Genomic DNA, 11,775 nt, shown 5'->3' with positions numbered 1-11,775 from the left:
ACACTGCACAATACGCGTCATAGCCAGATATCGGGATAAAAGGGTCAATCAAGCATGCGCATGCGGGTTCTGCTGCTGGGAGAGGAAACACTGCTGGGTCAGTCCCTGCTTAGCCAAGCGGCGGCGGAGGATATTGTTTTTCTGCAGGTTGGCGGTGATGAAAGTTGCCATCCGGAGGCGATTGACGGCTGGCTGGATGAGCTGGCCCCCGATGCGGTGATCAATCTGGCGCACTACCATCAGCAGTTCCAGTTGGTGCAACCCAGCACTGAGCAGTTGGCCGTGTTGCAGGCTTTCAGTGAACGGCTGATCGAGGCCTGTGCGCAGCGCGATCTGTTGCTGTGCATGTTGTCCAATACCCGTGTATTTGACGGCGAGAAAAGCACCGCGTACACGGAAAAGGATGAGCTGACTCCCATCGGTGAGCAGGGCGCCACCCAAGCGGCATTGGATGCGCTGCTGCGCGAACGTTGCCGGCGGCACCTACTGCTGCGGTTCAGCTGGTTGCTGGATGCCTCGGTCGATGGGTTGCTGGGGCGTTTGATCAGTCAGCTGCAGGCCAGTCAGCAGGTCGCGCTAGCGGAAGAGTGGCGTGGCAATCCGACGCCGGTGCACGATGCTGCGCGGGTGATACTGGCGGCGATCAAGCAGCTGGACTGCGAGTCGGAGGTCTACGGCGTCTACCACTATGGCAGCGCCGAAGTCTCCAGTTGGATCAGTTTGGCCATGGGCCTGGGGCAGGAGCTGCGCCTGCTGGAGCGTTTGCCGCAGGAACCGGTTATTGAGCCGGTTGCCTACAGCGAGCAGGTGGCTGCGCAGTTTGAACCGCAAAACGCCGCCCTGAACGGACGGCGTCTGTTGCACGTATTTGGCATCAAGCCCCGAGCCTGGCGTGCGGGGTTGAGCGATTTGCTGCAACCCCTTGCCGAGTGAGCTGTATTGCCCCTTTCGTTCTGATCAGAACTTGTAGCCCAACCCCACCATGTAGACCATTGGATCGACGTCAACATCGACCTTGAGGCGTCCGACGCCGGCCAGGTTGGTGTGGCCGGTGGTCTCGATGTCGATATAGCGTACCTGTGCGTTGAGCATCAGTTTGTCGTTCAGCATGTAATCTGCGCCGACCTGCGCCGCCAGTCCCCAGGAGTTATCCATGCTCAGGCCATCGAAGCCCTTGGCCTCGGCCGAGCTGCTGACGTCTTCATCAAAGAACCAGGTGAAGTTGATACCGCCGCCAAGGTACGGCTGGAAAGCCGAACTGCTGTGCATTGGATACCAGATGGCGCTGAGGGTGGGTGGCAGGTGCTTCAGGGTGCCGAGTTTGCCATTCAGCGCAGAAATGCCAGCTGGTGATCCGCTGACGCCAACATCGTGGCTGAAGGGGGTAGCGGCGAGCAACTCGATGCCGACGTGATCGGTCACCATGTAGGCAAAGTTCAAACCCAGCTGGGTGTCGCTGTCCAGGGTGGCATTGCCGCCCAGATCGCCCAGCGCGGCACTCTTGATACCGGAGCTGTCTTCATGTGGGTCGACGGTGATCGCACCGGCGCGCACAAGAATGTCGCCGGCCTGGTGAGCCTGAGCGGTAATTGACACCGCCAGGAGTGCGGGAGCAAGCAACAGGCTGGCGGACAATTGGGTGGCAAAGCGTGACATGGTCAGTCTCCTCGATAAGTGAACAGGGACGACTTTAATCAGTCGGCACGAAGCAGATATTGATTTGGAGCAAGAGACACGCATCACCGCCTGCGGCGGGCTGCCGCAGTGCGGTTGAAGTATGCTGGCGCAAAGATGATAATGGTTCTCTTTTAGGCCGGGTTCGGCCATCACCCTCTGGGGAGAATGTGAATGAGAGCAGTGTGGCTAACGGCATTGCTGAGCCTGCCGATGGCGGTGCAGGCGCAGTCGGTTCAGCAAGCGCAGCAGCAAAGCAGTGAGCTGGCCGCCGCCGCGGTGGACTCCCAGCAGCGTATCGACCAACTGGACGACGCTACGCGCAGCGCCCTGGAGACCTACCGGCAGGCCAACCAGCAAATTAGCCAATTGGGCGAATACAACAGCCGTATGGAAAAGGTGGTGGCGCAGCAGCAGCAAGAGCTAGCCAGCCTTCAGGCGCAACTGGGGAGCATTGAGCACACTCAGGCGGAGATGCGTCCATTGATTCGGCGTATGGTCGAGTCGCTGGAGCAGTTTATCGCCGTAGATCTGCCTTTTCTGCCCGAAGAGCGCGAGGATCGGGTCGCACGTTTGCAGGACCTGCTGGTGGACCCCGAGGTCAGCATCGCCGAGCTCTACCGTCGAGTGCTCGAGGCGTACCAGATCGAGAGTGACTACGGCCGCACGCTGGAAGCCTGGCGCGGTGAGCTGGTGCAGGGCGACGAGGCGCGGGTGGTCGAGTTTCTGCGCCTGGGTCGCCTGATGCTGTTTTACCAAACGCTGGATGGCCAGGAACAGGGTTACTGGGACAGCGCAGCGCGCAGTTGGCAGGTATTGCCCAGTGGCTACCGGCGCACGCTGGATCAGGGGTTGGCAATCGCCCGTACCGAACAGATGCCGGTGATGTTGCGCTTGCCGTTGCCTGCGGTCAGTCAGGAGGAAACGCCATGAAGCGGCTATGGCTAGGTTGTCTGTTGTTGACGCTGCTACCGCTGGGTCAGGCGCAGGCGCAAGCGCCCAGCAAACAGGATTTGCTGCGCAGCATTCGCGAAACCCGCAGCGCTGAAGAAGCGCAGATGCGCGCCCGCGAGCAGGCCTTTGTGCAGGAGCAGGGCCGGCAGCAACAGCGTATGGCCGCTGCCGTGCGCGAACGTGATCAGTTGCAGGCTGCCGCCGATGCCCTGGATGCTAAGTTCCAGCAACAGAGCGAAGCGCTGGCGGCAGTCAAGGCTGAGTTGAACGAGCGCAGTGGCAATCTTGGTGAACTCTTTGGCGTGGTACGTCAAGGCGCCGGTGACACCCGCAGCCAGTGGCAGGATTCACTGCTCAATAGCCGCTTTCCCGAGCGCCTGAAAGAGCTGGATGCCTTGGCGCAAAGCCAACGTATTCCGCAGGTCGAGCAGCTTGAGCAGTTCTGGTATCGCCTGCAGCAGGACATGACCGCCAGTGGCGAGATCAGCCGCGATAACGCCCCAGTGGTCGACCGTCACGGACAGACGCGCGTCCAACAGGTGATCAGCGTGGGGCCCTTTGTGGCGCTCAGCGAGCAGCAGTACCTGAGTTACCAGCCGGACAGCCAACAACTTGTTACCCTTGAGCGCCAGCCTGACGGCACGGGGTTGATTGCTGATTTTGTCGGCCCGCGTGAAGGGCTGGCTGACCTCTGGCTGGATCCCTCGCGCGGCAGCGTGCTTGACCAGTTGCAACGTAAGCCGCAGTTGCTTGAGCGAGTCATGCAGGGCGGTATCGTTGGCTACGTGATCATTGCACTGGGTGTGCTGGGTATTCTGCTGGCGCTGGCGCGCCTGGCCTGGTTGCAGAAAGTGCAGAGTCGGGTCGACCGTCAGGCTGCCGACCTCGATAACCTGCAGGCCAACAACCCCCTGGGCCGTGTGCTCAGCGTCATCGGCAGCAACCCGCGGCTGGAAGAGCTGGACACCCTGGAGCTCAAGCTGGATGAGGCAATCCTCAAGGAAACGCCCGCGCTGGAGCGTTGGCAGGGACTGATCAAGTTGCTGGCGGCGGTAGCGCCACTGCTCGGCCTGCTGGGTACCGTGACCGGGATGATCGCCACTTTCCAGGCCATCACTCAGTACGGCACCGGTGACCCGAAACTCATGGCCGATGGTATTTCCCAGGCTCTGGTCACCACGGTACTGGGTCTGGTGGCGGCCATTCCGCTGCTGTTTCTGCACAGCCTGGTAGCGGCGCGCAGCAAAGCCTTGATCCAGTTACTGGAACAGCAGAGCGCGGGGCTGATCGCCCTGCATCTGGGTGGTGGAGACAAGCCGCGTGATTGACGCCTTCTGGCATCTGCAGGATTTCCTCGACAGCGGCGGCTGGGTGCTCTGGAGCATCCTGCTCGCCACCGTACTGCTGTGGACCCTGATGCTGGAACGGTTGTGGTTTTTGGGGCGGGTGTTTCCCACCGAGGCCAAGGATTATCAGCAAGCCTGGCTGGCGCGTGGCGAACGTCGCAGCCTGGCCGCACGGCACATTCGCAGCGCCTGGTTGTCGCAGGCGCAGCAGCGGCTCAACCGCTATCTGCCGATGGTGCGAGTACTGATTGCGCTATGCCCGCTGCTCGGTTTGCTGGGTACCGTCAGCGGCATGATCGAGGTGTTCGACGTCATGGCCTTGAGTGGTAACGGCAACCCACGGGCGATGGCGGCCGGCGTGTCGCGCGCCACCGTGCCGACCATGGCCGGGATGGTGATTGCCATCAGTGGATTATTTTGTCTGGCGCGGCTTGATCAGCAGTCGCGTCGGGCCCTGCAGCGGTTGTCTGACCGCCTGCGTCACGAATAGGAAGTTACGCCATGCGTATGCGCCGACATCACAGCACTGCCGATGAAGAAGCCGGCATCGACCTCACGCCGATGCTGGATATCGTCTTCATCATGCTGATTTTCTTCATCGTAACCAGCTCCTTCATCAAGGAATCAGGTATTACGGTTGAGCGGCCCTCTGCTGCCAGCGCGGCGGAGCAGCCCAAGGGCAACATCCTGATTGCGGTCAGTGCCGACGGTGAAATCTGGATTGACCGCAAACAGGTAGATATCCGCGCCGTACGCGCCGCCGTCGAGCGCATGCGGGTAGATCAGCCCGACAGTACCGTGGTGGTGCAGGCCGACAAGGATGCCCGCAGTGGCCTGGTCATTCGGGTTATGGATCAGGCCAAGCTGGCGGGTGTTGAGGCGGTGGCGCTGGCGGCCACGGCGGAAAGCCGCTGATGCGCTTGCTGCTGAGTTTTCTCGGCGCCGTGCTGGTGGCGCTGGCCCTGTTCACCCTCATGGTGCTGCTGATCATGCCGCCCAATGACGACCCCCAGGCGCCGCAAGAGCTGCTGCGCATTGGCGTGGTGCGCAGTGTCAGTGATACCGCCAGCGAAGACCCGAGCCAGCAGCTGCAACGGCCGGAGCGGCCCGAGCCGCCGGAGCCGGTGACCGAACCCCAGGTTGATGCGCCTACAGCGCAGCAGATGCCCGACCTGCAACTGCAGATAGAGGTGCCACAGCTGCAGAACGCGCTGAGCCTGAGTGTTGCCCCCGCGCAGAGCGATTTGCGTCCGGCCCCGGCTGCTCCCGCGCCGGCCCCCGCACCGAGTCCGGCACCTGCGGCCCCGCCGCCGGGAACCGCAGAGGAAGTGACCCCGCTGGTGGATATCCCGCCCAATTACCCGCGGCGTGCGATGCAGGCCGGCATCGAGGGGGAGGTTACCCTGCGCTTTACCATCACTCCGGATGGCAAGGTGGAGAACCTGCGGGTGGAGTCGGCCGAGCCACCGGGTGTGTTCGAGCGTGAAGCGCGCCGCGCGGTCAGCCGCTGGCGCTTTTCGCCGCGTCGCGAGAACGGCCGCGCGGTGGCGCGGGACGCCACCAAGACCTTGTATTTCCGCATGGAAAAGGGGCGGCGCAGATGAGGCGATTATTGCTGGTGTTGTGCCTGCTGGCGCCCATGGCGCAGGCGCAACAGATCGATCCCAAGGTATTTATGGCACTGGAAAGCGCCCGCACGGCGCAACAGTCGGGTGATCTGAGCGCCGCGCGGCGTGCGCTGGAGCAAGCGCTGCCGGATAGCAGTGCCGGCTCGCTTGAGCAGGCACTGCTGCAGCAACGCCTCGGCTATCTGGCGATTGAGCGTAAGGACTATGGCGCGGCGATCCGCTGGTTGCAGCAAGGGTTGGCGCACGAGCAGTTGAGTGACGAGGCAGTGCAGCAGGATCGCCGTAACCTCGCTCAGTTGCTGGTGCAGGAGGGGCGCTATCAGGAGGCGGTCAGGCTGCTGGAGGCTGGCGGCGTGAATGGTCTGTCGCTGGAGACCCGACGCCTTCTGGTGCAGGCGTACCGTGAGCTCAAGCAATACCGCAAGGCTATCCCGCTGGCAGAACAGATCGTGCGCGCCAACCCGGGCGCGGAGGATGTCTGGTATCAGCTCCTGGCGGGCATGAACTATGAGCTGCAGCGCTACGGCGATGCCATCGAGTGGTTGCAAGTGCTGGTGCGCCGGGCGCCCGGGCGCAGCGAAAACTGGCGACAGCTGGCAAGCATGCAGAGCATGGCTGGACAGCAGGTGGAAGCTGCCGCAACCCTGCGTCTGGCGCATGAGGGCGGGGTGGGGCTGCGCGCGACGGACTTGGATAACCTGGTCGCGCTGCATGCCCAGGCCGGGGCGCCCTGGCAGGCCGCGCGGTTGCTGGATGCCTTGCTCAAGCAGAAGCTGCTACCGGCAGACCGCGAGCACCAATTGCGTCTGGCGCAGCTGTGGCAGGCATCGCGTGACCGTGAGCAGGCACTCACTGCCTGGCAGCAGTTGGCGCGGCAAAGCGGTGATGCGCGCTACTGGCTGCAGGTAGCCTATCTGCAGTACCAGCAGAACGACTGGGCCGCGATGCAGGCGACGCTGGGACAGTTCCGACCCGCTAACGCTGAACAGCGGCGCCAGGTGCAATCACTGCGTAACGCCGCTGCCGCGGCTCAGGCCGGGTTCTAAGCAAGGTGTTGGGGGCGGGGGCTTGGCGCTTTGGTCGAGCGCCAGTTTGCAGCGCTGGACGTGGCCCGTTGCTCGGCAAGGCAGGTGCGGCGGGCGATTGCAATCAGTACTCGAAAATCTCGATCTGGCTGGCGCTGAGGCGGTAACCGGCGCTGGCCAGCTCGCTGTCGCTTTGCTCGACGTGCAAGGTGCCGGTAACCCAGAACGGGATATAGGCCGCATCCAGCGCGACCCCTTGTTCACTCTGCACCAGCACAATCTGGTTGGACGGTGGCGGTGGTACGTGGATACAGGCGCCAAAATACGGCACCAGCAAGAACTCGGTGACCCGGTTATCGTCGCTTAGCGTCAGCGGCACTATGTAGCCGGGTAATTTCACTTCCTGACCATCCAGCTCGGGCACTGTTGGCGCCTGCGGCTGCTGTTGTTCGATGACCGAGCTACCGCCAGCATCTGCGTTGGCGTTCTCGTCGAGCACGTCAGCCAGTTGCGATAGGTCGTGCATCGGCTGCGGCATGCCGAACTGACCGGCGCTGCCCGGAGGAATCAGTGCCTCCCAGCTAAGCTCGCGGGCCGCCTGCGCGCAGGTACTGCCCAATAGCAGGGTACAGAGCATGAAAGCCGGTATCAGTGCGCGCAAAATAGTGCATCCTCAGGTCTTGATCGATAGGCCATCTACCAGCGCCAGGCGATAAGCGCGCCAAGCCGGGATGCAGGCCAGTAACAGGCTTGCCAGCAGGATGGCCGCCAACAGTTTCAGTTCCGCCGGGCTGGGCCAGGCAAAGGGCATGAACAGGCCGTACTCTTGCTCAAGTACTGGCCTTGCCAGCCCGAGGCCAATGTACAGCAAGCCGAGGCCGAGCAATATACCCGCGGCGGCCAGGGCCATGGCCTCGAGTACCAGCAGGCTGAAAATATGCCAGGGTTTGGCGCCAACGGAGCGCAATATGGCCATTTCCCGGCGGCGCTCGTTCAGGCTGCCAAGGATGGCACTGAGCATGCCGACCAGGCCGGTCAGCACCACGCAGGCAGACACCAGCAGCAGCGCTTTTTCTGCCACGCTGAGCAGGCTCCATAGCTCCTGCAGTGCGACGCCCGGCATGATCGCCAGCAGCGGCTCGCCACTGAACTGGTTGACCTGGCGTTGCACCGCAAAGGTGTCGATGCGTCGGTTCAGCCCCACTAGCATGGCGGTGATGGCGTTGGGTGTGAGATCCAGCTCGCGTGCCTGCGCGGCGCTGACGTGGCCGGCGCCGCGCGCCGGCATGCCCTGTTGCCAGTCGACGTGCAGCGCTTCAATACCTTGCAGGCTAACGTGAATGGTGCGGTCAACCGGCGTGCCGGTCTTGGCCAGGATGCCACTGACGCGAAAGGGTTTGTCGGCATGCTCGACAAAGCTCACCGCCCCGGCGCCGTGCGCCAGCACCAGCTCGGTCCCAACCTGATAACCCAGTTCACGCGCGATGTCGGCGCCAATCACTGCGTCGTAAAGATCGTCGAAGGGCTTGCCCTGGGCGAAGCTCAGGGGGATGTCGCGGCCGAAACGAAAATGCGTGAAATAGCTCTGATCGGTGCCCATGACGCGGAAGCCGCGGTGCGAATCGCCCAGTGAAATGGGGATAGCCCACTTCACCTGGGGCAGCGTGCTGATGTCGTTGTAGCTGTCCCAGCGGATATTGTTGGTGGCGTTGCCGATGCGAAATACCGAGTACAGCAGTAACTGCACCGAGCCGGAGCGCGCGCCGACGATCAGGTCGGTCCCGCTGATGGTGCTGGCAAAGCTGGCGCGCGCTTCACTGCGCACGCGCTCTACGGTCAGCAACAGCGTAACGCTGAGGGCAATCACCAGGATGGTGAGCAGGGCGGTGACACGACGGTTGTTGAGGCTCTGCAGAGCCAGGCGCAGCAGATACATCACAAGGTCTCCAGGCGCGTGGCGCGGTTCAGATCGGGCAGCGCCAGGCTGCGATCGAACAGCGGCGCCAGAGCGGTATCGTGGCTGACGAACAGCAGGCTGCTGCCGGCTTCGCTGCACTCGGCAAACAGCAGCTGCAGAAAAGCCTCGCGGCTATCGGCATCCAGTGCCGAGGTGGGCTCGTCGGCGATCACCAGTTCCGGGTTGCCGATCAGCGCCCGGGCCGCGGCGACCCGCTGTTGCTGGCCGATGGACAGTGCGGTGGCTGGGCGACGCAGCAAGGCCGGGTCGTTTAGCCCCAGCCCCCTCAACAGGTGAGCTGCAGCCGCGTCCAGGCTGCCATGACGCTGTAGGGCGCGTTCCCGGCGGCGAGCGGAGAAACGGCAGGGCAGCAGCACGTTGTCCTGTACCGAGAGGTAGGGCAGCAGGTTGAACATCTGAAAGATATAACCGGTGTGCTCGGCACGAAAACGGTCGCGCTGGCGGGCCGAGAGACTGGCGAGCGACTGCCCTAGCAATCTGACCTCGCCCTGTTGCGGCAGGTGTACGCCGCCGAGCAGGCCGAGCAGGGTTGTTTTGCCACTGCCGGAGGGGCCTTTCAGAAACAGCCGCTCCCCGGCCGGCAATGAAAAGTGCGCGATGTCCAACAACACTGGCTGTTGCGGCCAGGCGAAGCGCAGCTCATTGAGTTCTAGCAGGGGGCGGGTCATGGCACTGAAAGTCCTTGGGCGTGGGTCAACGTTCAGGATATCAGTCGAGCTGCACGCTGGCGCGCTCACGGCTCAACTCGGCACCCATTTGTCCCTTGGCGGTTATGCCTTGCAGGTTGAGACGCTCCAGCCCGGGGTAGACCGCGAAGAGCGGCAGCTCCAGCCGGGTGAGTTCATCCGGTTGTGCGCAGTTGAAGGTGTAGCTCGCCTCGATGTCGGCATGGTCGTGCGCTTGCTTATGGTCATGCTCGTCATGCTGCTGGTCGTGCGCCGCGTCGTGGTCATGATCATCGTGCTCGTGCTCAGGGTCATGGTCTGCTGAGAACAGCGGGCTGTCGAGCTGCGCCGAGGTCAGGGTGCAACCGGCAGCGCTCGGGAAGCGGAACAGCTGCTCTGCCTGCTGCAGTTGTGTTTGTACTGACTTGACCTTGGCGATGTCTTCCGGCGTGCTGGCCGCATGCTCAAAGCCCAGCAGGTTCATGGCGGGGCTATCCAGCTCGAGCTGCACCAGAGTACCTTCAATTGCCAGGTTCAGGCTGGCAACGCCATGCTCGTGTGCGCCAAGGCTGGGGTGCTCTTCATGTTCATGGTCGTGGGCCAGTGCGTTGAGGCTGAGTGGCAGGGCAATACTGAGGGCGAGCAGATGGCGCGTCATGGTGAGGGTCCTGGACTGATAACTGGTGGTCCACATAATGTTATCTTATTTCATTTTTGTAAAGATCCGCTTGCGATCGGACTTGCTTTGATGCCGTGGCGCGAGTGTCTGTAATTCAGGTGGGCGGGCGGCCATGGTGCCGCCCGGGTTGGATCAATACAGGATCTGATACAGCTTGCGGCGGTACTGGATGGTGAGGGGGCTGGCGGCGCCGAGCAAATCAAACACCTGCATCAGGGTTTTCTGGGCGATGCCGTCGGCATAGCCGCGATCACTTTGCATCAGTGCCAGTAGCCCGCCCATGGCGGTGTCGTATTCCTGTCGGCCCAGGCTGATGATCGCCAACTGGTAAGCCGCCTCGCTGTCGCCCGGGTCATTGGCCAGGCGGTGGGTGAGCAGCTCGGCTGCAGGCAGCTCTGCGGCCTGGCGCTGGAACACCAGGCGGGTACGCAATTCAGTGATGGCCTGCTTGTGCGCGTCGGGCTTGCTGATCGCGCCCAATACCTGCTCGGCGTCATCCAGCTCGCCGGTTTCTGCCAGCGCGTGGGCGAGCAACAACAGCAGCGCGTCGCTCGACTGCTCGGCAATCGCCTGCTGCAACACTGTGATGGCCTCGGCAGCAGCGCCGGAGGCCAGCAGCTCGGTGGCATGGGCTGCAGGATCGCTCGGCTCGGGTGCTGCCGCTGGGGCTGCAGGCACGGCGCCAATGTGCGGCACCAGCAGTTCGCGAATGGCGCTTTCCGGCTGAATGCCGGCAAAACCTTCTACCGGCTGGCCGTCCTTGAACAGCACCACGGTGGGCAGGCTGCGGATGCCAAAGCGCTCGCTCAGGGCAGCTTCTTCATCGCAGTTGACCTTGGCCATGAGCAGCTCGCCGGCGTAGCTGTCGGTAATGGCGGTGAGGGTTGGCAGCAGCGCCTTGCATGGGGCGCACCAGTCGGCCCAGAAGTCGACCAGAACCGGCTTGTGGAAAGAGTTTTCGAGCACGTAACGATCGAAGGTGTCGGTAGTGACATCAAACAGGTAGGGCGATGACATGGCGATTCCGATACAAGGGGTGGTGGGCGCAGCAGCGCCCCAAGTCTGGTTGCCTTTATAGGGCTGGCGTGGGGCTATATCAAGTAGTGCCGAGTGCGCCGCCGGCGGCGTAGAGGCTGACATGGCGAAACTCCAGCGGCTCGCCCAGATCCGGCCAGGTGCGACCGGGCAGTATCTGCTGGCGCTGATAGGGCGGGTGGTGCAGCTCGCGCACGCGTGAATCGGCAATCAGCACGGCGGCCGCGCGGTCGATAAAGTGATCGAGAAACGGGCGGTTCTCGGCGTCGTAGAGCACATCAGCGGCGATAATCAGGTCGAGCGGGCCGCTGACAGCAAAATAGTCGCTGGCGATCTCGACCTGCATGTCGTTGAGTCTGGCGTTCAGTGCACAGGCCAGTTGCGCGGGCTGATCCAGGTCACAGGCAATCACGCTCTGGGCGCCGGCCAGCTTGCAGGCCAGGGCAACTACGCCAGAGCCGGCACCAAAATCCAGTACCCGCTTGCCGCGCACCTGCTGCGGGTTGTCGAGTACCCAGCGCGCCAGCGCCAGGCCGCTGCCCCAGCAAAAGCCCCAGTAAGGAGGATGCTCCAGCAGGCGGCGAGTTTCTTCACTGTCGAAGGCGCGGTCCAGATTCGCCGGGTCGAGCAGCCAGAGTTCAAGCTCTTCCAGGCCGGGCAGGCGCGCTGGCAGCAGTTGCGCGTCGCTCAGCACCTTGTTCAGTTCGGCGTTCAGGGCAGCAAGGGTCATGGGTTGGTCCGCAGTGGTCTCGGCAGCATTGTAACGTTGGCGGCGGTCTGTCGGCAGCCCT

General features: G+C 62.9%; 14 protein-coding genes. 7 read left to right on the top strand and 7 right to left on the bottom strand.

Annotated elements, in window-relative coordinates; all coding sequences use genetic code 11:
• Positions 1-54 precede the first annotated feature (54 nt).
• Positions 55-933: a sugar nucleotide-binding protein gene (locus V7747_RS17870; protein WP_335617364.1), complete on the top strand. Its 879-nt coding sequence runs from the start codon at positions 55-57 to the stop codon at positions 931-933.
• A gap of 24 nt (positions 934-957) precedes the next feature.
• On the opposite strand, the gene V7747_RS17865 is transcribed toward V7747_RS17870, so the two are convergent.
• Positions 958-1,656 (bottom strand): OmpW/AlkL family protein, encoded by a 699-nt coding sequence (locus V7747_RS17865; RefSeq protein ID WP_335617363.1) that lies wholly within the window; start codon positions 1,654-1,656, stop codon positions 958-960.
• 192 nt (positions 1,657-1,848) lie between these two features.
• Between V7747_RS17865 and V7747_RS17860 the strand changes: the two genes are divergently transcribed.
• Genes V7747_RS17860 through V7747_RS17835 form a run of 6 tightly spaced genes read left to right on the top strand, consistent with a single transcriptional unit; the run spans position 1,849 to position 6,648 of the window.
• Positions 1,849-2,607: a DUF3450 domain-containing protein gene (locus tag V7747_RS17860; RefSeq protein WP_335617362.1), complete on the top strand. Its 759-nt coding sequence runs from the start codon at positions 1,849-1,851 to the stop codon at positions 2,605-2,607.
• Positions 2,604-3,956 carry a MotA/TolQ/ExbB proton channel family protein gene (locus tag V7747_RS17855; RefSeq protein WP_335617361.1) on the top strand — a complete coding sequence of 451 codons (1,353 nt, stop codon included), beginning with the start codon at positions 2,604-2,606 and terminating at the stop codon, positions 3,954-3,956. Before V7747_RS17860 ends, V7747_RS17855 begins: the two co-directional genes overlap by 4 nt.
• Positions 3,949-4,464, top strand: a complete 516-nt coding sequence (locus V7747_RS17850; protein ID WP_335617360.1) for a MotA/TolQ/ExbB proton channel family protein — start codon at positions 3,949-3,951, stop codon at positions 4,462-4,464. The genes V7747_RS17855 and V7747_RS17850 overlap by 8 nt, the downstream gene beginning before the upstream one ends.
• A gap of 11 nt (positions 4,465-4,475) precedes the next feature.
• Entirely contained in the window at positions 4,476-4,889 is a 414-nt protein-coding gene (locus V7747_RS17845) for an ExbD/TolR family protein (protein WP_335617359.1), read from the top strand.
• On the top strand, positions 4,889-5,578 hold the full coding sequence (locus V7747_RS17840; RefSeq protein WP_335617358.1) for an energy transducer TonB: 690 nt from the start codon (positions 4,889-4,891) through the stop codon (positions 5,576-5,578). The genes V7747_RS17845 and V7747_RS17840 overlap by 1 nt, the downstream gene beginning before the upstream one ends.
• Positions 5,575-6,648, top strand: a complete 1,074-nt coding sequence (locus V7747_RS17835; RefSeq protein WP_335617357.1) for a tetratricopeptide repeat protein — start codon at positions 5,575-5,577, stop codon at positions 6,646-6,648. Before V7747_RS17840 ends, V7747_RS17835 begins: the two co-directional genes overlap by 4 nt.
• Positions 6,649-6,751: 103 nt before the next feature.
• Here the strand turns inward: V7747_RS17835 and V7747_RS17830 are convergent, their stop codons facing one another.
• The 6 genes from V7747_RS17830 to V7747_RS17805 form a co-directional block, all read right to left on the bottom strand.
• The gene (locus tag V7747_RS17830; protein ID WP_442909296.1) at positions 6,752-7,291 is read right to left on the bottom strand and encodes a DUF3299 domain-containing protein; all 540 of its coding nucleotides are present in this window, start codon (positions 7,289-7,291) and stop codon (positions 6,752-6,754) included.
• A 9-nt stretch (positions 7,292-7,300) separates the two neighbouring features.
• Complete coding sequence (locus V7747_RS17825; protein ID WP_335617356.1) at positions 7,301-8,563, bottom strand: ABC transporter permease; 1,263 nt, start codon at positions 8,561-8,563, stop codon at positions 7,301-7,303.
• On the bottom strand, positions 8,563-9,273 hold the full coding sequence (locus tag V7747_RS17820; protein ID WP_335617355.1) for an ATP-binding cassette domain-containing protein: 711 nt from the start codon (positions 9,271-9,273) through the stop codon (positions 8,563-8,565). Before V7747_RS17820 ends, V7747_RS17825 begins: the two co-directional genes overlap by 1 nt.
• A gap of 40 nt (positions 9,274-9,313) precedes the next feature.
• The gene (locus V7747_RS17815; protein WP_335617354.1) at positions 9,314-9,928 is read right to left on the bottom strand and encodes a DUF2796 domain-containing protein; all 615 of its coding nucleotides are present in this window, start codon (positions 9,926-9,928) and stop codon (positions 9,314-9,316) included.
• A gap of 153 nt (positions 9,929-10,081) precedes the next feature.
• Positions 10,082-10,966, bottom strand: coding sequence for a thioredoxin (gene trxA, locus V7747_RS17810; RefSeq protein ID WP_335617377.1), 885 nt, complete (start codon positions 10,964-10,966; stop codon positions 10,082-10,084).
• A gap of 79 nt (positions 10,967-11,045) precedes the next feature.
• Positions 11,046-11,714 carry a class I SAM-dependent methyltransferase gene (locus V7747_RS17805; RefSeq protein ID WP_335617353.1) on the bottom strand — a complete coding sequence of 223 codons (669 nt, stop codon included), beginning with the start codon at positions 11,712-11,714 and terminating at the stop codon, positions 11,046-11,048.
• Positions 11,715-11,775: the final 61 nt, after the last annotated feature.

Source organism: Halopseudomonas sp., assembly GCF_036960865.1.
GTDB lineage: Bacteria > Pseudomonadota > Gammaproteobacteria > Pseudomonadales > Pseudomonadaceae > Halopseudomonas.
This window is presented reverse-complemented; position numbering and strand designations above follow the sequence as displayed.

Bases quoted from the DNA above. Each gene is read 5' to 3' on its own strand.
- V7747_RS17855 (WP_335617361.1), top strand. From the start codon at position 2,604: ATGAAGCGGCTATGGCTAGGTTGTCTGTTGTTGACGCTGCTACCGCTG.
- V7747_RS17840 (WP_335617358.1), top strand. From the start codon at position 4,889: ATGCGCTTGCTGCTGAGTTTTCTCGGCGCCGTGCTGGTGGCGCTGGCC.
- V7747_RS17820 (WP_335617355.1), bottom strand. From the start codon at position 9,273: ATGACCCGCCCCCTGCTAGAACTCAATGAGCTGCGCTTCGCCTGGCCG.
- V7747_RS17805 (WP_335617353.1), bottom strand. From the start codon at position 11,714: ATGACCCTTGCTGCCCTGAACGCCGAACTGAACAAGGTGCTGAGCGAC.
- V7747_RS17870 (WP_335617364.1), top strand. From the start codon at position 55: ATGCGCATGCGGGTTCTGCTGCTGGGAGAGGAAACACTGCTGGGTCAG.
- V7747_RS17860 (WP_335617362.1), top strand. From the start codon at position 1,849: ATGAGAGCAGTGTGGCTAACGGCATTGCTGAGCCTGCCGATGGCGGTG.
- V7747_RS17835 (WP_335617357.1), top strand. From the start codon at position 5,575: ATGAGGCGATTATTGCTGGTGTTGTGCCTGCTGGCGCCCATGGCGCAG.
- V7747_RS17845 (WP_335617359.1), top strand. From the start codon at position 4,476: ATGCGTATGCGCCGACATCACAGCACTGCCGATGAAGAAGCCGGCATC.
- trxA (WP_335617377.1), bottom strand. From the start codon at position 10,966: ATGTCATCGCCCTACCTGTTTGATGTCACTACCGACACCTTCGATCGT.
- V7747_RS17815 (WP_335617354.1), bottom strand. From the start codon at position 9,928: ATGACGCGCCATCTGCTCGCCCTCAGTATTGCCCTGCCACTCAGCCTC.
- V7747_RS17865 (WP_335617363.1), bottom strand. From the start codon at position 1,656: ATGTCACGCTTTGCCACCCAATTGTCCGCCAGCCTGTTGCTTGCTCCC.
- V7747_RS17825 (WP_335617356.1), bottom strand. From the start codon at position 8,563: ATGTATCTGCTGCGCCTGGCTCTGCAGAGCCTCAACAACCGTCGTGTC.